Origin of the sequence: Agromyces albus (assembly GCF_004134825.1) — a bacterium.
GTDB lineage: Bacteria > Actinomycetota > Actinomycetes > Actinomycetales > Microbacteriaceae > Agromyces > Agromyces albus.
In genome coordinates this window covers 1-25,200 of the sequence record NZ_SDPN01000029.1, presented here as the reverse complement: position 1 = coordinate 25,200, position 25,200 = coordinate 1, and the positions used below count along the sequence as shown (strand labels likewise).

Genomic DNA, 25,200 nt, shown 5'->3' with positions numbered 1-25,200 from the left:
TTCAGAAGGAGCCCCACACCCATGCCCGAACTCATCCTCGCCGGAAACGACCAGCAGACCGTGCCGGTCGTGATCGAGATCGCCCAGGGCCTCGGCTACGAGGCGACGCATCCGTCGCAGGGCAGCATCAAACTCGAGCGGGGAAGCCTGACGAAGACCGTGCTGTTCGGGGGGCTGGCGGGCAAGAACTTCCACATCACGTTCACGTTCGCCATCGGGGTCGACCAGTTCGGCAACACGTGGCTGCGCTTCGAACAAGACGGCGCGCTCAGTGCGGTCAAGGGCGGCGCGATCGGTTACGCGAAGAGCAAAAAGGCGTACGGCGAGTTCATCAACACGGTGCGCACCGAGACGGCGCAGCGCGGATTACTGCTCGGCGAGCGGTAGCCGCAGTCGCCTGTGGGGCGCGTTCAGGGCGAGCGGATGCCGCGCGCCACCCGCGCCCCACAGCGCCCTCCCAGCGACGCCCTTAGGATCAAAGGCATGGCCGGATTCTGGGGCAAGCGAAGTCGCGATAATCATGAGCTCCAAGCCCAGGATGCCGATCTGGCGAAGCGGGCTGGAACGGCCCTGGTTGCCGCCGACGAGCGCATCCGCGTCACCGCCGACGAGCTCGTCTTCGCCGAGGCCGAACTCGGCCACGGCGCGACCGCTGAGTTGACCGAGGCGCTCGCCGCGGTGCGGCAGCACCTGGGCGAGGCGTTCCGGTTGAACCAGCTGAATCACGACGAGATTCCCGACACCGCTGAAGAGCTGCGCACGCGCAACGCACGCATCGTGCAGCTGTGCGATTGGGCCGAAGACGTGCTCGACGAGCGCACCTCAGCCCTCGCCGAGAAGATCGCGGTTGCGCGCCGGGCTCCAGAGATCATCGCCGGAGTGCGAGCGGATGCCGCGCGCCTCCGCGCCCGCATCCCGCACGCCCGCGACACCATCGAACGACTCGCCACGCGCTATGCGCGCGAGACGCTCGCCCAGGTGGAGGTCAACCCCGCCGAGGCCGAGCAGCTCCTCGGATTCGCCGAGCACAGTGCGAGCGTGGCCGAGCGCCGGCGCGAGGCGGGGCAGCGCGAGCAGGCCAATCTCGCGCTCGAGGCATCGACGGAATCGGTGCGCCGGGCGGCGACGCTCCTCGATGCGGTCGAGACCTTCGAGGTCGAGGCGCTGCGGGCCGAGGCCACGTTGGCGGCGATCGTCGAGGATTCCCGCGGCGACCTTTTCGTGGCGCGCAAGGAGCCCCAGAACGCCGGGGTCACGACCGCGATCGCCAACTTGCAGGCTGCCCTCGCCGCCCTTCCGCGGGCGGGCGTCAACACCGACCCGTTCACCCAGCTGAGTACCCTGCGCGAAGCAAATGCGGGACTGGATGCCGCGATCGCGGCGGCCCGCGAGCGCGCAGCCCGTCCGATCCCGCCGCTGGAGCACGTGCACCATGCCATCGACGACGCCGACCGCCAGCTCGCGGTTGCTCGCGACGTCATCGCCGGCCACCGCGGTTGGATCGGCGCCGACGCTCGCACCCGTCTTGCCGAATCCGAGCGCATCCGCATCGACCTCGACCGCTTTCTCGGCACGCCCGCGGCGGCCGTCACGGTGATCGATGAGGATCACCGCGAACAGGCGATGGCTATGGCCCGCCGCGTCGCGTACCTCGCGGGCGAGGCCCTGCGGCTCGCACAGCGCGACATCGACGCCTCACGACCGCAGGACCCGGGGCAGTGGGGCGGCCAGGGGTGGGGCGGCGGTCGCCGCAGCGGCGGGGGCGACATGATGGGCGGAATCCTCGGCGGCCTGGTCATCGGCAGCGTCCTCGACGGCATCTTCGACTGAACACTCTGAGAGACTTCTGCTGCGCGATCGCGCAACAGTCGAGGAGATTCACTAGTGAACAGCACCACCAACCAGCGACTCGCTCAGCTCATCTGCAACATCGCCGATGACGTGCTTCGCGACCTCTACGTACGGGGCAAGTATCGGGACGTGATTCTGCCAATGACCGTTCTGCGCCGGCTCGACAGCGTGCTCGCCGCGAGCAAGACGAACGTGGTGAGCACGAAGAAGACGCTGGACGCTGCGCAGATCGTGAATCAGGACGCGGCCCTGCGCCAAGCTGCCGGCCAGGACTTCTACAACACGAGTCCGTTCACCATGAAGGACCTCCGCGCGGCGAGCACGCAGATGCAGCTGCGTCAGAACTTCGAGGCTTACCTCGACGGCTTTTCGCCGAACGTGCAGGAGATTCTCGAGAACTTCGAGTTCCGCAACCAGATCCCGCGTCTCACCAAGGCCGACGCGCTGGGCACACTGCTCGAGAAGTTCCTCGACCCCACGCTCGATCTGTCGCCGGCCGCGCTCGATAACCATGGCATGGGCAGCGTCTTCGAGGAGCTCGTACGCCATTTCAACGAGGAGAACAACGAGGAGGCGGGCGAGCACTGGACGCCACGTGACGTCGTCAAGCTCATGACACGGCTCATGTTCGAGCCGATCGCCGACACGATCCCAGACGGGACCTACCTGCTCTACGACGGTGCCATGGGTACGGGCGGGATGCTGACAGTCGCTGAAGATACGCTCGCCGAACTCACCAAGGGCAGGCAGATTACGACGCATCTATACGGGCAGGAGATCAACGCCGAGACCTTCGCGATCGCGAAGGCTGACCTCATCTTGAAGGGTGAGGGCCGGGCAGCCGACAATATCAAGGGCGGCCCCGAGTTCTCGACTCTCTCGAATGACGCCTTTGCTGGGCGCGAGTTTGATTTCATGCTCTCGAATCCGCCCTACGGGAAGTCGTGGAAGACTGACCAGGAGCGCATGGGTGGGGCGAAGAAGATCACCGACCCGCGCTTCGTCGTCGAACACGACGGCGATTCCGAGTTCAGCCTCGTGACCCGCTCGAGTGACGGTCAGATGCTTTTCCTTGCGAACCTCCTCGCCAAGATGAAGCAGCGCACGGCCGTCGGCAGCCGCATCGCAGAGATCCACAACGGCTCATCGCTGTTCACGGGGGATGCCGGTCAGGGCGAGTCGAACATCCGCCGGTACGTGTTCGAGAACGACCTCGTCGAGGCAATTGTCGCGCTGCCGCTGAAGCTCTTCTACAACACCGGCATAGCCACGTACATCTGGGTGCTGAGCAACCGGAAGGAGGAGCGTCGCAAGGGCAAAGTGCAGCTCATCGATGCAACTAAGTGGTTCACCCCATTGCGGAAAAACCTTGGCGAAAGGAACTGTGAGCTCTCGTCCGCTGACATCAACAAGATTTTGAAGACGTTTCACGCGTTCGACGAGGCTGACCCCGAGGTCTCGAAGGTCTTCGACAACGCCGACTTTGGATATTACAAGGTGGTCGTCGAGCGGCCGCTTCGATTGACGGATGCCTCGCCGGCTCGCGTCTACAAGCCAGCCGAGATCAAGGTACTGAAAGAGACGAGCAATCGAGCGGATGACGCGACGCCGGTGATCAAGAGGCTGCACAAGCCCGGCACGGCGCCGGACCCCCTGCACGGCCTGTTCGAGACGGTGGTCGATGGCAAGATGCGGGTCGTCGAGTATGAGCGCGACACGGAGCTGAGCGACACGGAGGAGATTCCGCTCATCGAGCACGCCGGAGAGTACGCAAACGGTATCGAGGCGTTCCTCCGTCGCAAGGTGTTGCCCTATGCCCCCGACGCGTGGATTGACCCGTCGAAGACGAAAATCGGTTACGAGGTGAGCTTCACCCGCCACTTCTACAAGCCAGCGCCGATGCGCAGCCTTGACGAGATCCGCGCGGATATCCGCGCCCTCGAAGTCGAGACTGAAGACCTTCTGAGCGAGATCGTCGGCTGATGTTCGCTCGGTTGAAGCCATACGAGCACTACGGGAGCGCGCCTGGTCAGTGGATTCCCCCGATGCCAGCGCATTGGCGGATCTTGCCCGGATCCGCTGTACTCAGACCGGTAGCTACAAAGAACTCAGGGCTGGTCGAGTCGACCGTGCTCTCCCTGAGCTATGGCAAGATCATCGTCAAACCCGCCGAGAAGCTTCGTGGCCTCATTCCTGAGTCATTCGAGACTTATCAAATTCTCGAGCCCGGCGACATCGTGGTTCGTCCGACGGACCTGCAAAACGACAAGACTAGTTTGCGGGTTGGTCACGCGAGCGACCGAGGCATCATCACCTCCGCATACTTGGCCATGCGTACAAGTGGCGTCAGCGACTCCTACGCTTTCGCCTATTTGGCTGCCCTCGATCAAATGAAGATCTTCTATGGGATGGGCACTGGACTTCGCCAGAACATCGAACTACGAGACTTCAAGCGGCTACCGGTCGCCGTCCCACCCGTCGATGAGCAGGCGGCCATCGTGAAGTACCTCGGGCATGCACACACGCGCATCGACCGAGCGATCTCCGCGAAGCGGAATCTCATCGCACTGCTCAAAGAACAACAGCTGGCGGTCATCCATCGGTCCGTCACCCGCGGCCTCGACTCGTCCGTACCGCTTAGGGACTCCGGCATTCCGTGGCTCGGAGAGACTCCCGCACATTGGCCGATCATCCCAATCAGGTACCTCGCCAGGGTGGGCAACGGGAGCACGCCGTCGCGCAGCGAATCTGAGTATTGGGTCGGTGGGGACTATCCCTGGCTCAATAGTTCCGTCGCGAACGAAGCTGAAATTAGACATGCTTCACAGTTCGTCACCCAGCGCGCGCTCGACGAGTGTCATTTGCCGAAGGTTGCGGCCAATAGCGTGCTGGTGGCCATCACTGGTCAGGGCAAGACAAGGGGAAAGGCCGCCGTACTCACACTGGAGGCGACAATCAACCAGCACCTCGCCTACATCACACCGCGCTCGGACCAGGTCGACTGCCGCTACCTTGCGAGCGTGCTGGACGTAGCGTATGGCGAGCTGAGGCGCATCAGCGATGACTCAGGGAGCACCAAGGGAGCCTTGACATGCGCGGACCTCAAGGCGTTCGCCGTGCCTGTGCCCCCGATCGAGGAGCAACAAGGAATTAGGAGGTTCGTGGCTGAGGTGGCGACCGAAACCGAGACTCTGGTCGCGCGCCTCGCATCAGAGATCGACCTACTCCGCGAATTCCGCACGCGCCTCACGTCCGACGTCGCCACAGGGCAGCTCGATGTGCGCGAGATCGCGGTGACCCTCCCCGAGCTGAGCGACGACGCATTGCCCGACGTCGACGACGAGCTGGACGAGCTCGTCGAGGCCGAGCTGCAGCTTGCATGCGACGATGAGTGACGTTGGCGTCCAGCCATTCGGAACGTTGCGCCGACGAAGGCCTCGAGCCGAGATCGAGGAACACCACGATCTGCGGGTACTGACTGAACTGGAATGGGCCGTGGAGAACGACCATTGGGGAGATGAGAATGGTGCCAGCGAACCTGAATGAGGCGAGTCTCGAAGAACTGATCGTGGTGCAGATGGTCGCGACTGGCGGCAGCCCGGGCTGGGCTCAGGGCGACCCCAGGAACTTCAACGCGGCGTATTGCATCGACTTACCTGTGTTCCGCGAGTTCATCCGTGATACTCAGCCTGCGCTCATCGACGTTCTCGACCTCGACGGCGACTCGCCAACCATGCACAAGCTCCTCGCTAGGCTGCAGGGCGAGATCACCAAGAACGGCATTGTCGCATGTCTTCGCAACGGCATCACCCACGGTCGGCACCACATCGATCTCTACTACCCGACCCCGTCAGCACAGAACGACAAGGCTGCCGGCCTGTTCTCCCAGAATCGCCTCACGATCACCCGTCAGGTGCACTACAGCAGCAAAGACGCAGGCAAGTCGCTCGACCTCGTCGCGTTCGTGAACGGCCTGCCGATTGCCACCTTTGAACTGAAAAACTACATCACCAACCAGACCGTCGAAGACGCGGTCAAGCAATACAAGACCGACCGTGACCCTCGAGAGCTGATCTTCGCGTTCGGCCGGTGCATGGCGCATTTCGCGGTCGACGATCAGCATGTGCGATTCGCCCCTAAGCTCAGCGGCACATCATCGTGGTTTCTGCCGTTCGATCAGGGGTACAACGGAGGTGCGGGCAATCCGCCCAATCCTGGCGGTGTGATGACCGAATACTTGTGGAAGCGCATCCTTTCTCCGCGCAGCCTCGCCGGCATCATCGAGAACTTCGCCGCGATCGTGACCAGCAAAGACCCGAAGACTGGAAAGAAGACCTCGTCGGCGATCTTCCCGCGATATCACCAGCTCGATGTGGTGCGAGAACTGCTCGCGGACGTCGCGGCGCGCGGTCCTGGCATCCGGTATCTCATTCAGCACTCGGCCGGATCGGGCAAGTCGAACTCGATCGCATGGCTTGCACATCAGCTGACCGGGGTCGAGCATGACGGCGTCCGTGCCTTCGACTCGGTCGTAGTCGTCACCGACCGTGTCATTCTCGATGGCCAGATCCGCGACACGATCAAGGGCTTCACGCAGGTGAAGTCCACCGTGCAGCACGCCGACAGCTCAAAGGAGCTGCGCGAGGCAATCGAGGCGGGTAAGAAAATCATCATCACGACGGTGCAGAAGTTCCCCTACATCGTGCAGGGGTTGGCGGGCGACCAGCGTGAGAAGCGCTTCGCGATCGTCATCGACGAGGCGCATTCCAGCCAGGGCGGCAAAGTCTCGTCGGCGATGGCGCAGGCGCTTTCGAAAGATGGTATCGACGCCGGAGTCGAAGACACCGAAGACGCGCTGAACCGGCTTATGGAGTCGAAGAAGCTACTGCCTAACGCCTCGTACTTCGCGTTCACCGCCACGCCGAAGAACAAGACGCTCGAGACCTTCGGGCACGCGTATACCGTCGACGCAATGGTCAAGCACCGCCCCTTCCATAGCTACACGATGCGGCAGGCGATTGAGGAGAAGTTCATCCTCGACGTTCTTGCGAACTACATCCCGATCGATACGTACTACAAGCTCGTCAAGACCGTCGAAGACGACCCGGAATTTGATGCGAAGCGAGCTTCGAAGAAGCTCCGAGCGTATGTGGAAGGCCAGAAGCACGCCATCCGGCAGAAGGCCGAAATCATGGTCGACCATTTCCAGGCGCAGGTGTTCGCTCCCCGCAAGATCGGCGGCAATGCCCGAGCGATGGTCGTGACGAGTTCGATTGCACGCGCGATCGACTACTACGAGGCAGTGACCGCCTACCTCGCTGAGACGAAGCGGCCCTACAAGGCGATCGTCGCATTCTCAGAGTTCACGGATGCTGCGGGTAGCAAGGTGGCTGAAGCGCAATACAACGGTTTTCCGAGCGCTGAAATCCCGAAACGTATCCGGGAGGATCCGTACCGGATCCTTATCTGTGCCGACAAGTTCCAGACCGGGTACGACGAGCCGCTGCTGCACACCATGTACGTCGACAAGACGCTTTCGGGGGTGAAGGCGGTTCAGACCCTTTCGCGCCTGAATCGCGCCCACCCGCAGAAGCATGACTGCGCGGTGCTCGACTTCGCCAACGATGCCGAGGGCATTCAGTCGTCGTTCCAGGACTACTACCAGACGACGATCCTCGCCGACGAGACTGACCCGAACAAGCTCAACGATCTTGCTGCCGATCTCGTGGCTGCGGCGGTGTTCACACAGGAAGGCATCGACCACTTCGTTGAGCGATACCTCGCGGACGCCCCGATCAACGAACTCCACGCGCTGCTCGACGCCTCGGTTGCCGAGTATGTCGAGACCATGGATGAAGACGAACAGGTCGAGTTCAAGGGCGCGGCGAAGGCTTTCGTGCGCACGTACGGGTTTCTCTCTGCGATCCTCCCGTACTCGAACGTGTGGTGGGAGAAGCTCTCCATATACCTCGGATTCCTGGTACCTAAGCTGCCGTCACCCGTAGGCGAAGATCTCTCGGCCGGGGTTCTCGAGAGCATCGATCTCGACTCGTTCCGAGTCGAGAAGCGCACCGCTCTGGCGATCGCGCTCGCCGGCGGCGAAGCGGAAGTCCCTCCCGTGCCGGGCGCCAGGGCGGGCGGGCGCCCCGAACCCGAGATCGAGCGACTGAGCGAAATCCTCGCGTCGTTCAACGCGTTGTTCGGCAACATCGACTGGCAGGACGAGGAGCGGATTCGCCTGCGCGTCACTCAAGAAGTGCCGGCCATGGTTGCCGAAGACCCGATCTATCAGACCGCGATGGCGAACAATGACAAGGCGAACGCCAAGGTCGCCATGGTGGACGCGTTGGGCAAAGTGATGCTCAGCCTGGTGCAAGACGAGACGCAGCTCTTCAAGGAGTACTCCGACAACGTCGACTTCAAGAAGTGGTTCGAAGATGCCGTATTCCGTGCGACGTATCGCAAGAGTGCTTGACCAAAGTCGACCCAATCGGCTGCCCAGGGCCACTGGGCGACAAGCGTGGAATCCGCGACTAGCTAGTCGCGGCGTCTGGAACGCGCATAGGGCGCGAGCGACTGATTCTCTTCGCCGTTGATCGGAGCCGATATGGCGCGGTCGCCTTGGTCCGAGCGGAGAACCTGCGAGCGGTGCACCGGGCATCATGAAGACCTGCGATGATCTCGGCATGCCGAGATTCACCGCAGGTACCGGCCTGAGTTCGGCGAAGCGCACGGGCCGGTTGGTGGGGCGCGGCTATGGTGCTCGCGCCGCTTCGGGCCACCTCACAGCCGGACCTCCATTGGTCCAGCCGGTGATTCTAAGCAGCAGCACCTCACCCCAGAACTGGGCACACGAAGGACAGTCTGCATCCATCCACGCGGGGCATGTGGCAGTGTCACTCTCACGACCCGGACGGAAGGTGCACGTTGCGCAGTTCCCTACCGCACGATGCTGGTGTCTGCGAGCGCACAAGCCATGCGACAACGTTCGCAATGCGTAGCTGACCTATGAACGTCGACGAGTGGAATACGGCGATCTTTCGCGAGGCGGTTCAGAAACCGGGCCGCCCGGGTGATCCGCTCTATCTCTACGTCGACGAAGACACACTCGCAGCGGCAACCGGAAACGTACTTTCGCCGTCGGAGGCTGTTCATGACTTCTGTCGGGCGTTCAACGTCCTTCGGCCGAGCCTGCAGTTTCAGCGCGCTGCTCACCGGGCACTCCTTTGGGAACGTGACGGTATGGAGGGTGAACCTCCATTTGTCTATGCGCTGGCGATGACAGTTCTTGCGGTGGCGATGCCTGCGATTGGGCACTCTTCGAACGTGTACGCACGGCAGCGCCAGCTTCTGGGGCTTGCTGATGTGACTGACGGGATTCCACCTGGATACGCCGATCACGTCCCGATCATGTGGGGCCTCTGGAACACGTGGCTCACAGCTGAAGGCGCAGCTTACGGCGCACCGACTGCCTATCCCGGTGCTAAGTCCTACCAAGGCTGGGCTCGTAGCCAGTCATTTATTCGATCGGTCGACAAGGAAGATGTCCTCGCCTATTTCGAGACTGTTGACCCCGCAAGGACACCAACCGAAGCGGAGCTTCTCGATGGCATCCGAGAGTGGCTCCAGTCGCAGGCACAACTAAATCCGCGGCTCCGGGGACGACTCGAAGACCCCGAGCTCAGCGATGAGTTCCGTGCATTCCTCGGGTCGGCTTGGGAGACTTGGTCACGCGATCAAGGCATTGTTCGACGCCACCTCGAGCTTGCGGCCCGACTCTTTTGGAGTGACGAAGACCGTCGCTTCGACTTGATCGTCGATCCGATCGATGCTCGTCCGTTGGTGGGACGCGAGTACGCGCTGCTCGACGGAACCACTGAATCGTTGCCATCCCTTGAGCGACCCTTCTACCTCACGCCCGAATCGGCGAATGTGCTCGACTGGTTGGGCGAACCAATCTACGGCTGGTCTCTATCGGAGGGCATCGTGGTCAATCGATTCGAAACGGACGCCGTGCTCCTGCAGTCGCAGCCGTACTTCGGGTGGATCGAGCCTCGAGACTTCGAGCCCGGCCGTCGATCGATGGTCGTCTATCGCGAGTCACTCCGCGATGAAATTGAGAAGCTGGGAATTCGGGGCGGCGAGTCATTGGAGCTGATCCCCGGATGGGTTGTGCTGCGCGATGCAGTGCTCGATGAAGCCGACTCTGACGACCTCAGAAGCACGTTCGGTCTCGCCGGAGCGAAGTCTCGTTTGCGATCAAGCCGACTGATCGGAGGCCTTCCGCTCGAGAAGGGTCACATCTTTCTTGAGCAGGGCGAGCCCGATGTCCTCATCGACGATCCGATCTCTGTACGCAAAGTATCGGTGGACGGGCGCGATGTAACAGAATCTCTTGAACTCGTACCCGCGACGGGGGCGACAGTAAGGAATGACGAATCCTCCATAACCGAATTCCAGTCCCGGCTGCGAATTGTCGAGCTCTACCTCGATCCCGGGCGACATAGCGTCTCGATTGAGCGAATCACCGGTGCGATACATCGACATGAGTTTGAATCCGTGCCGCCGCGGCTCCTCAAGGGCCGGCCTGAAGGAGACCTCGAAGCGTCAGCCTTTGAATGGAGCGGGGCAACGCAGAATCCACCTCCCTCAGATTGCCGCTCACTCCCTGTGGTCGACGACGCTGCGTTTCTTGCGTCGGAAGATGGCGAGATCGTCAAGAGCATCCGCATGGACCAAGGGCTTCCCGACTGGCTCGCAGAGGTGGGCGTTCCAACTCATATGGCTGGGACCCGGCTCTTGGAGCTTGCCGAGGTGGATTCACCAAACGGCAAGCCAGCCGTAGTTATAACACGATCACGTCACAGCCCCCATGACACCTGGCGTGTGACTGTACTTTGTCATCCTGCGGCGGAGCGAACATCGCAGTTTCGGCTCGCGCCACTAGAGCCGGGATCACATATCTCTGCCTTTCTCGGCGTCGGAGATGACCAGATCCTGGCCGATGAGAGTATCAATCTCCGCCACTTGCGCCAGGGAATCTGGAACCATCACTTCCGGGAGCCTGAGCGCTGGGGGCGTCCGACGGTTACTCGAAAGCAACCGGTGCCGGGTCGCCAGCGATCGAATAGTCGCACCTTCGTTGTTGGTCGTGCGGGCGGGAACCCATACAACGATCTCCTCGAATGGCTGTCGGAGCGACCGTCGGGTCGAGTCAGCGTCAAGCGCGCAAGCGAGGCGTTCACTTGGCTGTGGGAACGCTACTCCCTTCAGAACGAGCCGGACTTCGCGGAAGTTGCGAGGGATCTCGAATCGCTCGGGCATGCGAGGGTGGACCGGAAGCGGCAACAGCTCTGGATAGTACCGACGGTCATGCACGCTCTGCCGAACGCCAGCGCGTTCCGAGTCCTTGCGGGTGCACGGTCTGAACTTCTCATTGAAGCATTGGAAAGCGGGGAGGCAGAGTGGGTCACGGAACCCACGATCGACAAGCTACTTATGGACATGATCGTTCAGCTTGTCTCACCACGATCGCACGGAGATCCGATCGCGCCTGACACTATTTTCGTCCGGCGTGCAACCGTGACTCAGCAAGAGGTTGACGCCATCCGCGAACTCGGAATCGAGCCGATGGGTATTGTCGGTCCCGCATTCCTAATGACGGAACCTGACCTGCCGAGCATCCTGGACAATGCGACAAGTCTGGCGCTTGACCCCCGCGCCCAGGTGAGCATCTGGATACCCGGCGGTAACCGCACCAACGCGTTCGGCAGATGGCGAACGAGCCAGCAGCACGAGTCGCTTGCGTACGCGTTCGTGAAAATCGTCCAAGGACGGCATCGGTTGTATGCCGGGTGGACGAAAGAGCGCGGCTATCTGGAACTCGGATGGGCGGCGGGCCGATGGTGGCATGAGGGTCTCACAGGCAGCCAACGACCACCGGTGTTGTTCCGCGCCGCGGACTCCCGGTTGCTTATAGCTGAGGAAATGCCTCTGACGCGTACGCTAAGGCGTGCACTCGTGGCTCATTCGGGGCTGCTCCCACGGAGGGGACGAATTCGCCCCGACGGTGCCCGCTACATGGTCTTCGAGAACATGCCTGCAGAGAGTGCGCGGCGCGTGGCGCGGATACTAGGACAGCACTCGATTGACGAAACACGCTTGAGCCAACCACTCATCTTTGATGATCTCCAAGGAAGGACTCAGGAGTGACGCGCCTCGCAAGTCTCGCCAAAGATCTCAACCAGGGTGTCCGTCTCTACTTGGACACCGTTGTTGAGCTCAAGGACAAGCAGGTTCAGTCAGAACGGGCTGAGCTGCTGCTCGCGCCAGGCTCTGTGGTTGGAGAACCGTATCTCGAGCTACTTGAGCCTTATGTCGAGGCGGATGCCGATCATGACGAGATCGAGGCGGTGCTCGGTATCCCCGGGTTCGCTGAATTCGTGACGCTCGGGCTCTTCCAGGATGTGCCCCGGCCGTACCGTCACCAGTACGAGGCCTTGAAAGCATCGCTCGCTGGAGAACATGCGGTCGTTGCGAGCGGCACGGGATCCGGAAAGACCGAGGCCTTCCTTTTGCCGATCATTGCGCGACTCCTACAGGAATCACGCGGTTGGGGCGAGAGCGATCCTGTTACCCCACGCTGGTGGGAGCGATCCAATCCGGAGTTCGAGCGGCAGCGTCAAGGACAGGCGAGGCGAAGCGCAGTAAGGGCCTTGGTTCTCTACCCAATGAACGCGCTCGTAGAGGACCAGATGATTCGGCTCCGTCGCGCCTTCGACTCCGACAACATCCGCGAATGGCTCGATGTCGAACGAGCTGGCAACCGCTTCTACTTTGGGCGGTATACGTCTCAATCCAAGCCATCATCTCGACGGGATGCCAGTTCTGCCTCCTCTGCCGAGAGGGACCTGGCGGACAGTCTCAAGCTTCTGGATCGGATGCAGCGACGGGCCGAAACTGAGCCTTCACTTCTGTCCCACTTTCCCCGACTCGACGGTGGTGAGATGAACTCCAGGTGGGACATGCAACTTGACCCCCCAGACATCCTCATCTCGAACTACAGCATGCTGTCGATCATGCTGGGCCGCGATGACGAGCAGGGTTTACTCGACGCAACGCGAGCCTGGGTCGAGGAGTCGAGCGATCACGTGTTTACTCTGGTGGTGGATGAGCTTCACATGCATCGGGGGACATCCGGAACTGAAGTCGCATATCTCATTCGACGCTTCCTCGACCGCATCGGTCTGCTTGATCGGCCCGGGCAGCTTTCGATCGTGGGAACGTCCGCAAGCCTTGGACTTTCGGGCGAGAGTGCACAATTCCTCTCGCAGTTCTTCTTCCAACCCGCCTCACGCTTCACTATCATCGGTGGCCAGCTCGAACGCAGAACTGTCGACTCGGATGAGTCGCGTGAATTGATCAGCATCCTTCGCTCGGGCGAAGGGCTATCCGACTGGCAGTTGACAACTGCACGAAGCCTTGTCGCTCAGCGAATCTCGTCGGACGGTGCGATTCGGCCCGTCGACGCCGCGTCGATGTCGAGGCTCACGTTCCCAGGTGAACATGACGCGAATGAACTGCTCGCTGCACTTATTCGCCAAACGGACGGTCGTAGCGACTCCCCGTTTCGTCTTAGAGGTCATGTATTCGCACGGACAGTCGAAGGGATCTGGGCGTGCAGCGATCCGAACTGCTCCGAGATTCCATCGGAGCATGCATCGAATATCCGGGCGGTTGGCCGGCTGTACAGGGAAGGTCGACTGCGCTGCGATTGCGGTGCCCGAGTCCTCGAACTCCTCGCGTGCAAGGACTGCGGCGAACTCTTTATGGGCGGGTTCGCGGCCGAGGAGGCACAGAGCGGGGCGATGTATGTTCTCCCAACTTCGACGAAACTGTCCGACCTTCCTGAGAAGGCGGTCGAGCGACCTGATGCGTCGCGATACCGGCTGTATTGGCCAGCCGGGCCCGCGCGCGGCATCCCATCGGATAGGGAGCGACAAGGCGGAGAGGCCGGCGACCCAGACCGAGCTCGATATACCTTCGGGTATCGGCCCGTGTCTTATGTGCCATCTACGGGCCGTCTCTCGAACGTAGGCGGGAGGGGAGCGCGACCGCGAACCGGATTCGTCTACTTCGTAGAGGAGAAGGGCGGTGGCCCCATCGATCGCATCCCGGGCTTGCCTGCGCAGTGCCCCGCATGCGGCTCGGATGAAGAACGCCGCAAAGGTGTACTCGAGTCGGAAGATCGATTGCGGAGTCCAATCGTCAGCCAGGCGATGACCGCTGGCCGTATGAATCAGGTCGGCGTACGGATCCTGCGGAGGTACATGGGGTCGAAGCTCGTCATGTTCTCCGACAGTCGTCAGGGCGCTGCACGCAGCGCTGCCGATCTGGAATTCGGGCACTTCTATGACGCGGTTAGGCGATACGCGCATGCCTCCCTCGTGACTCGGACCGGGCGCCCTCGTGTGATCGATGTATCCGGGAACACTCTGCAACTCAGCAACAGCGAGCGTGCGTTCATGAGCGAACGCCACAGCTCCGTCTACGCCGATTATCGAGACGTAAGGCTCGCAGAGCTGGATGGACATGCGCCGGATGCAAATCAGCTCAAACGCCTTGTCGATTTCCAAGAGGATGCCTCCGGCGTGAGATTCGAAGACCTGCGTTCTGACGTTGAACGACAGCTTGTGGCTGCGGGTATCAATCCTGGGGGAGCATCGTTCTCCGAGCACCGGTCAGGTGACTGGTATCGCGTCTACGAATGGAACGGCGAACAAGCTATCCGGCGCCGCAATCCGACGCAAGATCAGCGACGGCGCACAGACACGATGGATGCCGCCCAACGACGGGAGCTCCTGCGGATTCTCTTCGCCCCTGGAGCGCGAGGAATTGAATCAATTGGGATCGGCTATGCGACCGTCGCAGCAGAGGCGATGCCGGGATTGAGTCGCGACGTCTCCGAGCAGATCATCGCCTCGACGGTTCGGCTGTTGGGTCTTAAGCGGCGCATCGCGGGCATGGACTTCTATGAGTACAGTTCGACGAGCCTGCCGCGAACGCTTCAGACATATCTCGCGGAGGTTGGGAGTCGGCATTCTGTTCCCAAAGAAGAGCTCATTGCCTACGTGGTCGAGAGTTGTGGCCTGAGCGCAACCAAGTACGTGGACGCCGATAAATTGACGATTCGTCCTGCAGTGGGTGTCGGATGGCGATGTTCTCGATGCACCACGATGCACCTGCAGGCGAGCGCAGGTGTCTGTACGACGTGCACCGCGTCGATGGAGCCGGAGCCCAACGGGCTCTCGAGCGACGACAATTATCACGCAGACAATGCGGCACGTCCGCTAGACCGCCCCGAGCTCGAACGTCTACATGTTGAAGAACTCACCGGGCAGACCGACTGGGAAGACGCCCAGTATCGCCAAGCTGAGTTTCAAGACGTGTTTGTCCGCGAAGACCCGGTCCCGCTGGTTCAAGGGATCGACGTTCTTTCTGTCACGACAACGATGGAGGCGGGGGTCGACATCGGCTCTCTGAACGCGGTCCTTCTTGCGAACGTTCCGCCCCAGCGCTTCAATTACCAGCAGCGCGTCGGTCGCGCCGGCCGACGTGGGGAACCGCTCGCAGTCGCGCTAACTATTGCGCAATCAGATAAGAGCCATGACGAGTACTACTTCGCACACCCGGAGAAGATCACAGGCGATGCACCTCCGGCCCCATACATCGATCTGAGATCGGATCACATCGCGCGGCGGGTCTTCGCTGCCGACCTGCTGAACCGCATATTTGCCATGGCTCCGCGGGAGTTCGAGCGTGGACGCGAGGTGAGTGGTGGATACGGGCGCGTTCAGGAGTGGAACGACTCGCCCTTGGGGATCGGTGTGTCCCGCGCGATGATACGTCGGGGACTCAAGGACACTCAGCTCGTGCTCGCGTCGGCACGGGCGGCAGGCCTGGGGGAGCACGGCGGTCGCGGCCAGGATTTCATCGATCGAGTTGTTCGAGAACTCGAAGACGACATCGATTCCGCAGTAGCGTCATCGCCGCCTGAAAAGGCGCTTTCGCGGGTGCTCGCGGAGAAGGGCCTACTCCCCATGTACGGGTTCCCGACCCAAGTGCGGCAAATTCTCACGTCGCCACCACGAGGCGGCGAGCAAGCGTCGAACTTGGATCGTGAAGCGGAAATTGCGATCAGCGAATTCTCGCCCGGCTCCGAGCTCGTAAAGGACAAGGAAGTCCACGTCGCTGTCGGCCTCGCCGCATACGTTCGGGTCGGCCGCTTTTTCAAGGCGGTGCTGCCATATGAGGGACGGAGAGTAGTGGGGCTCTGTCCGTCCTGTCTCACCGTGACCGAAGACTCCAGGATCCAGCGGTGCCCCGTCTGCGCAAGCGAAGAATTTGAGCGCATCGACGTCGTCGAGCCGCTTGGATATCGCACCTCGTACAGACCGCGCCCCTTTGAGTTTGTTCGGAGAGCTGGAGCTGGTCGCGCGATTCCGAAGGCTGCCTTCGGGCCCACGGCATCCGAACTCAGCAAGAATATCGAGACACAATTCAGCGAGCGAGCCGAACTCTATTCGCTCAACACCAACAGTGGACGAATGTTCTCGTTTGACAAGGCTGACGCTTCCGCTACGCGCGAGTCGGGCCTGATCGAGCGGATCTTCCTAGAGCAAGGGGTCGACGCAGATCGTGCATCCACCCAGGGATGGAGGAGTTCCTCCGCCGAACTCGAGTCGGTTGCCCTGCTCGCTCATCGAGTTACCGATGCAGTTGCGATCCGACCTGCTGGAATGCCGGGCGGCTTCAGGATCGACCCTCGCGATGCTGTTGGACGTGCGACCTGGTCATCGTTGGGATTCGCCCTGCGCAATCTCAGCGCCGCTGCGCTCGACATTGACCAGGCTGAACTCCAAATTGGTCTCGCTCCGACTGAGCGAGAAGGGAAACCGGTCGCTGGGCTGTTTCTTGCTGACTCACTGGAGAACGGCGCAGGATACGCCTCCCAAATTCGCCTCCGTCTCGAAGAGTTCCTCGAATCGATCCCAGCTCACTTCGAGGGGTTACATGCTCGGGGAGATGGGGCCTGCGATTCGAGCTGTCACTCTTGCCTGAGGGACCACGCCAATTGGCCGTGGCACGCACTGTTGGATTGGCGGCTCGCACAGGACGCAGCGGACCTCTTGCTCGGGCGCGACATCGATGAAGCGGCATCCGAACCACTAACAATCCGCGCATTGGAGGCGATGGCTCCCGAGTTCGCGTGTGACGTTGTCCACATCGCCGGACTGCCGGCTCTTAGGAGTACGCGGAGCAGCAAGGTCTCGGTATTCGCGCACCCGTTCGTCGACACCACCCCCTACAGCGCTCATCCCGGCATACTGCGAGCACGTGGCGAGCAGGCGAACGCGCTCTTCTCCTCGACGTTTGTCCTGAGTCGAGAGCCTCAGCGTGTGTTTCGTGACCTGACGTGAGATCCCCCACGCCGTTTGCGACGCTCGCTGTAGCGCATTAGGAAGGATCGCCGTGCCGAACATCGTGCTGACGAAGCTTAAGGACCAGCCCACCGACAAGACGGTGAAGGCGAAGATCCTGACGTTCCTCGCCAAGCTAGCGGAGGACGACACGACCAAGGGCCTGCACATCGAGAAGATGAACCAGGCGGTCGATTCCCGCGCACGCACGGCGCGCGTCGACCAGAGCTGGCGGGCCGTGCTCTACTGCCTCGACACAAAGGATCAGGAGCGCACGTACGTCTACGCCGGAACGTGGGAGCACGACACGGCGATTGAGCGGGCCAAGACGATCAAGGTGAATCTGAACGCGGTCAATGGTGCGGTCGAGCTCATAGCTGAGACGATGCCTGCCGAGACGCTGGCCGCCAGGCCCGACGTCGGCGCCCCTGTGGTCGGCTTGCCGAAGCCACCGGCGGCATTGCCGTACCTCGAATCGCAGTTCAACTACACGATCGCCGACCTCGTCGAGATGCTCGGCTTCGACGAGGCATCCGCACGCGGGCTGCTCAGCGCCACGAGCGAGACGGAGGTGCTGGCGATCGCCGAAAAGTTCGAGAACGCGTGGCAGCAGACCGCCGCGCTGGGGCTCGCGGTCGGAGATTCACTTGACAAGATCCGCGACGATCTCGGCCTCAACGAGAAAGTCGAGCCGGTGCCCGGCGAGACCGAGGACGACCACATCGTCCGTGCGCTGCAGCACCCGGCCTCGAAAATGCAGTTCACCTTCGTGGAGGACGACGAGGAGCTTCGCCGCATCATCGAGGGTGGCGATTTCGGCGCCTGGCGGGTCTTCCTGCACCCGGAGCAGGCGAGGTACGCCACGCGCAAGTACAACGGGCCGTTCCGGCTCACCGGTGGCGCGGGAACCGGCAAGACCGTGGTGTTGCTCCACCGCGCGCGGCACCTTGCACGGGCGACCCCTGAGGCATCCGTCGTCCTGACGACTTTCACGAAGGCGCTCGCCGAGAATCTCAGGCGCGACCTGGAACGGCTCGATCCTGAGGTGCAGCTTGCCGAGGGCCTCGGCGAGCCCGGTGTACTTGTCCGAGGCTTGGACCAGCTGTCGAACGCAGTTCGTGGCAAGGCGGGCACGAGCTATGCCGATGCGGCGGCGGTCATCTTCGGTGCCGCGATCGAACCTGCGCGATCTCTCGTGGGCGCCGCCGACGGCTGGCGTGAAGCGATCGACGATGTCTCGCCCGATCTGCCGACTTCGCTGCTGATGCCGAGCTTCTTCGAGGGCGAGTACCTCCATGTCATCCTGCCCGCTCGGCTCACGACGGAACAGGAGTACTTCGCCGTGCGCCGCCCGGGGCGTGGTGTTGCACTCGATCGCAAGAAGCGCGCTGCGGTTTGGGCCGTCGTCGATCGTTACCGCAAGAGCGCCCGGATTTCGAGTTCGCTCTCGTTTCCTGAGATCGCGGCGATCTCGGCGGTGTGGCTCGAACAGCGCGGAGCGGATGCTGGTGTGCTCGCTGAACACGTGCTCATCGACGAAGCGCAGGACCTCACTCCACTGCATTGGCAGTTCCTGCGCGCGCTCGCGGGCGAGGGCAAGGACGATCTCTTTATCGCAGAAGACACCCACCAGCGCATCTATGGTCAGCACGTGGTGTTGTCGCGGTACGGAATCAAGATCACGGGGCGCTCGCGGCGGCTTACCCTCAACTACCGCACCACCGAGGAGAATCTGCGCTACGCGCTCGGGTTGCTGTCGGGCGCGCAGTATGTCGACAGTGAGAGCGAGCAGGAGGGCGTACACGGGTACCGTTCCGCCCGCCGTGGACCGCAGCCGTTGCCTCTCGCTGCGGCGAGCAATGCCGAGATGAACCAGCAGATCGCTGAGGTTGTGCGGGAGTGGCTTGCGGATGATGTCGACCCTTCGACGATCGCGATCCTTGCGCGAACGAAGGGTGAGGCGGTCGCGGCGCGGGACGCACTGAACGCTCAGGGTGTGCACGTGGACGTCATTACTACCCAGCAGACTGGAGGCGACAAGCCGGTCGCCTTGACGATGCACACGGCGAAGGGCATGGAGTTCAGTCGGGTCGTGCTGTACGACATCTCGGACGGGGTTGTGCCGAATGAGTACGCGCTGCGCAATGCCGCGCCCGAAGAGCGCGAAGATGCCCTCCTTAGAGAGCGGTCGCTCCTGTACGTGGCGGCGAGTCGCGCGCGGGATGCGCTCGTGGTGTCGTGGCACGGGAAGGTCTCTGAGTTGCTTGCCGAAGGTCCCTGAGCCTGCTCATGTCGCCTCAGTGAACTCCGCGTCGAAGCGGCCAAGTTCGCTCATGAACCAAGTGAGCACCTCGACAAGCTGATCCCGCGCGAGCCGGTCGGCGAGGATGTCTGTATCGAACGACGGGCGCTTGCCAATACTGTCCCCTCCGAGATCGATCCCTGAAATTTCGTTCAGGCGCATGCGAAGTTCCTCTCGGAGCTCCGGCTCATCGAACGGTGGGCGGGTCGAGAGATGTTGAAACACAACCTCGACACTCCCGTACGGATAGATGACGAGCGGCCATATGTTCTTGGGCCGATTCGGGCCGCGACCGGCCTGCAAGAAGCAGCTCACTTCCTGGCCGGATCCGTAGCTGAGATGTCCGCCAAGGCCTTCCCATGCGTTCAGCAATTCGACTATGCCGTGGACGGCTGACGGCGTGTGCCGGGTCGCGAACTCATTTATGAACGCGGCACGATCGGCCTCCTCCTCTTCGTCGGAAGGCTCCGTATCGGACCGGACGGACAGGCCGATCATCTCCCCGAGCTCGGAGACGAGCATGCGCTGGTCCTGCGATGCACGCATTGCATCGTCGAACTCGATCCCTTCTTCTTCCAACACCTCGACGACATCGCGACCGGCGTGCGCGTTGTCGCCCCAATCGAAGCCCGGAGACACCGTGCCGGCCGCCTGGAGTACGCGATATGCGTTGGGAATTGGCGCGGACGCGAGGAATTGCCCGAGTGGCACTGGGTGGGTTCCGGCCACGGCGGCGATGTCCCCGTAGCTCGCCCATCGTCCGGTAGGGATAGCATCCACCAGATCGACCACCAGCTTCCAGGAGACACCGGAATCGCTGATGTCGGTTTCTGCGATTGGCGCCGCCCACGTGGAAGCCACACGGGTAGCGAGAACCGCGCCGCGATCCAGAATGTCGCGTCGCGTCCAGGACGGTCGCGACGCGATCTCCCCGTTCATGCGAAGTCCCGAAGACGCCAACAGGTCGCGTTTTTCGGCGTACGAACGGTTGCTGAGCTCTGAGTTGTAACCGCTCAGCGTGAGGTTGGCGAGTGTGTGTAGCAACTCTTCGTGGAGCTCGTCCACGGTCTCGCTGGGACCGAGATCGCCGGCAAGCGCATCACGCCAAGCGTGGCTCAGCGTTTGCGGCATGATGTGCTCGATGGTTGTTCGCTCGACGTCGACCTGCTCCTTGGCCATGAGCTCGCGCTGACGCCAGGCAACTGGAGTTGCCTCCTCTAGCCACGCCAACAACGTCTTCCGCTGGTTCGGGCGGCCCTGATAGTAGAAGGGCTTTGAGATGACCGCGTCCGCGATCTGCGCATCGGTCGCGAAGAACTTGCGGCCAGTAGAGAAGTAGCGATGTAGCGACGTCGCCACATCGGTGTCACCGATCTCTTCAGGCGCGCGATAGAGAATGCGAGAGAGTGGGCTCGGGGAAGCGCCAACGATGAGTCGGCGAATAATGAACGACTCCACAAGATGGAGGGCTTGTGCAGTCTCCTCGTTTGTGGATCCGCCGTCGGCCCGGACCCGGAGAAGATGAAGCACGAGTGCGTCGGTAGCGCTGAGACCCCATGTTGCATTGCGTTGGAGGCCCCGCCTTACTGCTGGATCAGGTTCTCTGGACGGGTTGCGGATTAGTTCCATCAATTGGGCGAGATGACTGAACCGCTTGACCTCGTCGACGATCTGATCCTCAGCGAGGTGCCGCATCCGCTCGACTTGCATCGTGTAAATGTCGCCCTGCTTTACGGCCGGATCACGCCACACTAGGTCGATCCAGAACAGCGCTTCCAGGTCGGCTGGCGAGAGTGCCCTCTGCATGGGCAACCACCAGCTGTCGTAGATCTCCTCGCCGCGTTGATTGAGTCGCATGAAGAGGTAGTTGCGCAGAAGATCACCTTGCGTGAGCTTGAGCCCGGTGTTGTTGAGCGACTCAAAGATCCGGTAGACGTTGTCCTCGTTCTTTGCCGTAATCGAGACGAAGACAAGTCCATTCAGAGCGGCCGACTCGAGGCGATCGATGTCGTGAGGGTCGTCTGGGTCATCCGCTTGACGCAGCTTTGCGCGGAAGAATCGATAGGCCTCCGTCAAACCGGATGCTGTGGCGCTCGCCACGTTGCGATCGATGATCGCTCGGAATGCCGGTCGGTCGGCCTGTGTCGGCAGCAGCTTCAGGCGCGCATCGCCGGTCTTGAATCGGTCAATGAGGTAGCTCTCTTCAAGTCGCGCGACCTTCGCCGGGTTCTCCAGTTCGGTCTCGAGGTAATGGTCGCGCAGCGCCGCGACAAGCACGCTCAGGGTTGTGAGGCGCTGCTGACCATCGACCACAAGGAATTCGCTCCCACCCGGTCCGATCTGACCGAGGGAAAGGACGAGCGAGCCCGTGAAATGGGTCGCTTGCGAAGCCTCGACCCGCTGGGCGGCAAGATCGGTTAGATCGGCCCACAAGCGATCGAGCTGCTTGATCGACCACGAGTACGGACGTTGGTAGAGCGGAACTCGATACTGCTTCTGGCCCTCGAGTACTTGCTGAAGGCGAGTCTCCTGAACATCCATTCGTCGATCCCTTGATTTGATCGTGCGCTCGACTCAGCGTATCCGTCGAGATTGCGCGGCAGGGCCGCTGGCGCGAACCGCGAAGATCGGATCTTGTGGTGACACCCGATTCGCAACCCCGATGCGGCAACGCGGCAGGCGAACTAGCCTGAACGCATCGACCGAGGAGGAGCAGCATGAGCGACACCACGGACCGCGACGACCGGGACTTCGCCGACGACGCGAACGAGCAGAAGCGGCTGCGCGCCGAACACGACAAGGAGCTCGGCGTCGATCCGTTCTTCGAGGGGGCGAACATCACCGAGAGCGATGGTCCCTACCTCGAGACTGGCGATGATCTCGACACCGGCGGTGGGCACCGCACTCCGCGCGAGTAAACGACTGACTACTCCTCGACGCCCGGGTCGCCGCCGTCCAGACCGCCATCGGTGGAGTCGGTGAGCGGGGCAGCGCTCGTGGTCGAGCCGGGGAGGTCGTCGTCGGCCCTCGTGGGGTCGACCGTTCGATCCTCGTCGGGCTTCGTTTCCGGGGCCACCTCGGGCGAGTCGGGGTCTTGGGTGGAGCCGTCGGGTGCGGTCGAGTAGGTCATCGGTTGCTCCTTCGTCGAGTCAACGGTCAACTGGCTTGCCAGCCTGCCGCGGTGCACGGCGCTCAGGTAGGGGTTGACACCAGACGGCGCGGAATCGGATGCCGGGGCATCCGCTCAGCAGGCATCCGCTTCCCCCCAGTTCGGGGCGAGGGGGCGCAAATCGCACCTCGGCGAGTGTTGGGAGCCCTACGGTGAGTGCTACCGAACCGAGGAGCCGTAAGTTGAAGAAGTTCTGGGCGATCATCGCCCTGCTCGTCGTGATCGTCCTACTGATCAATTTCTGGTTCGTTGCCCTGATCCTTGCCGGCGCCGCGGCGCTCGTGATCGGCATCGTGGCCTTGGCCAGGGGTACTGCCTATAAGGTCCGTTCTCGCACAGCCGGCGCCGTCGTATTGGCGGTCAGCCTTGTCGCGCTTGGCATCGGAGGCGCAGGGGCCGCGGCGGCCACACGTCCGAGTGACAGTCTGAGTGAGGCTGCGTCCGCGCGCGTTGAAGCTAAGCCCCGCGCTGCGACTGCAACTCCCACGCCAGTACGTGAGATCAAGACCATCGAGGAGAACGTGCCAGTTGCGTTCACCTCGTCCACGGTGGACGACGGCAACATCGCCCAGGGCACCGTCGTAACCCTCACGCCAGGGGTGGACGGTCAGCGCACACTCACGCACGAGATCACATACGAAGACGGCGTGGAGGTCGCACGCAAGACCATAAGTGATGTGGTTTCGATCGCACCGGTCAACGAGGTGATCGCAAACGGCACGTATGTCGCGCCGCCTGCTCCCGTTGCCGCGGCGCCGGTCGACAACGGCTGTCATCCGTCGTATGCCGACGAGTGCGTGCAGTACGCTTCAGACGCGGACTGTGCCGGTGGGAGCGGCGATGGGCCGGCGTACGTGAACGGACCCGTGCGTGTCGTCGGTCCTGACGTATACGACCTCGATCGTGACGGCGACGGCATTGCCTGCGACGCGTAGCCGCACATGACCTTGAGCCCCGGCGCCCTTCACCATGAGGGTGAACGAGGCGGGCGATCCCGTCGCCGCGTACGCCACCGTGATGCAGTCGGCCTGCTCTTGGGTGATGACGCCGTTCTCGGCGTCGCGGTGATGACCGCGAGAGATGTCGGTACATCGGAATCTGGTACGAGAATCGCACCGCGGCGCGGAGGCTCAGACGACGATGCAGTCGACCCCGGGCAGCTCGTCGAAGCGCGCCGCGTGGTGGGTCGTCAGCACGATGCGCTTCGTGGCGACGGCCGTGGCGGCGATGATGAGGTCATGGGTTCCACGCTTCGTGCCGCTGCGTGTGACGTGAGCCAGAAGGCGACCGTGTGCTTCAGCTGTCGCGAGGTCGTACGGCTCGACCGGCAATGTCTCGAGAACTCTCACGAGAAACTCGGCGCGTCTCGCTCGGTGCTGAGGGGTGGCGAGTTCGACTCCCGTGCGGAGCTCGGCGAGGGTGATCGCGGCGATGACCAAGTCGTCGTCGGGCGCGACGATCGCGGAGAAATCGCGGCGCTGTCGCTCGGAGGCGATGAGCACCCCCGTGTCGAGGATCAGTCGGCGGGCCATGCCGGCTCGGTGAGTTCGACTGCCTCGCGCGCGGCGGCGACGTCGGTCGCGAAGCCGTCATCGACGGCCGAGGAGGCAAGGAGAGCCACTACCTCGGATCCGTTGCTGAGATCGGCCGGGCCGACCGTCGCAATGCGCCGGCCCGCGCGCGTGATGATGATCGTCTCACCGCGCTCGGCCTCGTCGAGCAGTGTCGCGAACGATCTGCTCGCCTCGGTTGCGGTCATGGTACGCATGGAATCAGATTATCTGATTTCGTCATGTCGCGCCATAGGCGGCTCAGCATTCGCTCCCTGAAGGAAGCCCACCGGCATAGACTGCGGACAAATGGACGAGTCGGCCGCTCTCGACACGACCGCGGCGCGCGCCGTCGAGACGGCTGATCGCGATCGCGTGCTGTGGTCCGATGCCGACCGCGAATGGGCGAGCCGCGCGGCGGCGTCCATCGTGGGGGAGCGGGCGAGCGCCGAGGAGTTCCTCGCACGGCGCGCGCAGCTCGTGCTCGAGCGCGTCGGCACACGTCAGGCGGCGGTGAGGCGCACGGTGCGCGGCATCCGGTGGCGGCCGTGGGTGGGCGTCGTGACGGTGGTCGCCGCGTTCCTGTTCGGCCTGCTCATCGACCGCATCGGCGGCGGGTCGAGCATCAACCTGCTCGCGCCGCCGGTGTTCGCGCTCGTCGCGTGGAACCTGCTCATCTACATCTGGCTGCTCGTGCGGCCGCTCGTGCTCGGGCGCGGTGCGGCTGGGCCGGTGCGGTCGTTGTTGATCCGGGTCGCGTCGGTGCGGGCATCCGGCGACCTCAGCCGAGCGGATGCCGCGGCCGCCGCCCGGCGCACCGTGCTCGCCGCGCTCCCCCGCGACTGGGCG

The 25,200-nt window shown here is 62.5% G+C and carries 15 protein-coding genes; 11 read left to right on the top strand and 4 right to left on the bottom strand.

Annotated elements, in window-relative coordinates; translation table 11 throughout:
• The first annotated feature begins 21 nt into the window (after nucleotides 1-21).
• The 8 genes from ESP51_RS14140 to ESP51_RS14105 all read left to right on the top strand — a co-directional run bounded on the left by ESP51_RS14140 (nucleotide 22) and on the right by ESP51_RS14105 (nucleotide 19,611).
• Nucleotides 22-387 (top strand): hypothetical protein, encoded by a 366-nt coding sequence (locus tag ESP51_RS14140; protein WP_129521543.1) that lies wholly within the window; start codon nucleotides 22-24, stop codon nucleotides 385-387.
• A 96-nt stretch (nucleotides 388-483) separates the two neighbouring features.
• A complete protein-coding gene (locus ESP51_RS14135; protein WP_129521542.1) occupies nucleotides 484-1,830 on the top strand; it encodes a coiled-coil domain-containing protein in 1,347 nt (448 codons plus the stop codon).
• Nucleotides 1,831-1,884: 54 nt separating this feature from the next.
• Nucleotides 1,885-3,834, top strand: a complete 1,950-nt coding sequence (locus ESP51_RS14130; RefSeq protein WP_129521541.1) for a type I restriction-modification system subunit M — start codon at nucleotides 1,885-1,887, stop codon at nucleotides 3,832-3,834.
• A gap of 146 nt (nucleotides 3,835-3,980) precedes the next feature.
• Nucleotides 3,981-5,246 (top strand): restriction endonuclease subunit S, encoded by a 1,266-nt coding sequence (locus ESP51_RS14125; protein ID WP_164990525.1) that lies wholly within the window; start codon nucleotides 3,981-3,983, stop codon nucleotides 5,244-5,246.
• Between the two features lie 128 nt (nucleotides 5,247-5,374).
• Nucleotides 5,375-8,326, top strand: coding sequence for a type I restriction endonuclease subunit R (locus ESP51_RS14120; protein ID WP_129521539.1), 2,952 nt, complete (start codon nucleotides 5,375-5,377; stop codon nucleotides 8,324-8,326).
• Between the two features lie 533 nt (nucleotides 8,327-8,859).
• Entirely contained in the window at nucleotides 8,860-12,063 is a 3,204-nt protein-coding gene (locus tag ESP51_RS14115; protein WP_129521538.1) for a hypothetical protein, read from the top strand.
• The gene (locus ESP51_RS14110; protein WP_129521537.1) at nucleotides 12,060-17,330 is read left to right on the top strand and encodes a DEAD/DEAH box helicase; all 5,271 of its coding nucleotides are present in this window, start codon (nucleotides 12,060-12,062) and stop codon (nucleotides 17,328-17,330) included. The genes ESP51_RS14115 and ESP51_RS14110 overlap by 4 nt, the downstream gene beginning before the upstream one ends.
• Before the next feature lie 52 nt (nucleotides 17,331-17,382).
• The gene (locus ESP51_RS14105; protein WP_241843178.1) at nucleotides 17,383-19,611 is read left to right on the top strand and encodes a 3'-5' exonuclease; all 2,229 of its coding nucleotides are present in this window, start codon (nucleotides 17,383-17,385) and stop codon (nucleotides 19,609-19,611) included.
• 6 nt (nucleotides 19,612-19,617) lie between these two features.
• On the opposite strand, the gene ESP51_RS14100 is transcribed toward ESP51_RS14105, so the two are convergent.
• Nucleotides 19,618-22,173 carry a GmrSD restriction endonuclease domain-containing protein gene (locus ESP51_RS14100; protein WP_129521536.1) on the bottom strand — a complete coding sequence of 852 codons (2,556 nt, stop codon included), beginning with the start codon at nucleotides 22,171-22,173 and terminating at the stop codon, nucleotides 19,618-19,620.
• Between the two features lie 176 nt (nucleotides 22,174-22,349).
• Here ESP51_RS14100 and ESP51_RS14095 point away from each other — a divergent pair, with 176 nt between their 5' ends.
• Nucleotides 22,350-22,550: a hypothetical protein gene (locus tag ESP51_RS14095; RefSeq protein WP_129521535.1), complete on the top strand. Its 201-nt coding sequence runs from the start codon at nucleotides 22,350-22,352 to the stop codon at nucleotides 22,548-22,550.
• A gap of 8 nt (nucleotides 22,551-22,558) precedes the next feature.
• Here ESP51_RS14095 and ESP51_RS14090 read toward each other — a convergent pair whose 3' ends face one another.
• Nucleotides 22,559-22,762 (bottom strand): hypothetical protein, encoded by a 204-nt coding sequence (locus ESP51_RS14090; RefSeq protein WP_129521534.1) that lies wholly within the window; start codon nucleotides 22,760-22,762, stop codon nucleotides 22,559-22,561.
• Nucleotides 22,763-22,983: 221 nt separating this feature from the next.
• Between ESP51_RS14090 and ESP51_RS14085 the strand changes: the two genes are divergently transcribed.
• Nucleotides 22,984-23,736, top strand: coding sequence for a G5 domain-containing protein (locus tag ESP51_RS14085; protein ID WP_241843177.1), 753 nt, complete (start codon nucleotides 22,984-22,986; stop codon nucleotides 23,734-23,736).
• 195 nt (nucleotides 23,737-23,931) lie between these two features.
• Here ESP51_RS14085 and ESP51_RS14080 read toward each other — a convergent pair whose 3' ends face one another.
• Both ESP51_RS14080 and ESP51_RS14075 read right to left on the bottom strand, forming a co-directional pair.
• Entirely contained in the window at nucleotides 23,932-24,333 is a 402-nt protein-coding gene (locus ESP51_RS14080; protein WP_129521532.1) for a PIN domain-containing protein, read from the bottom strand.
• The gene (locus ESP51_RS14075; RefSeq protein ID WP_241843176.1) at nucleotides 24,318-24,560 is read right to left on the bottom strand and encodes a type II toxin-antitoxin system Phd/YefM family antitoxin; all 243 of its coding nucleotides are present in this window, start codon (nucleotides 24,558-24,560) and stop codon (nucleotides 24,318-24,320) included. Before ESP51_RS14075 ends, ESP51_RS14080 begins: the two co-directional genes overlap by 16 nt.
• A gap of 100 nt (nucleotides 24,561-24,660) precedes the next feature.
• Here ESP51_RS14075 and ESP51_RS14070 point away from each other — a divergent pair.
• Nucleotides 24,661-25,200, top strand: a 540-nt coding sequence (locus ESP51_RS14070; protein WP_206737317.1) for a hypothetical protein, incomplete at its 3' end; no start/stop codon positions are given.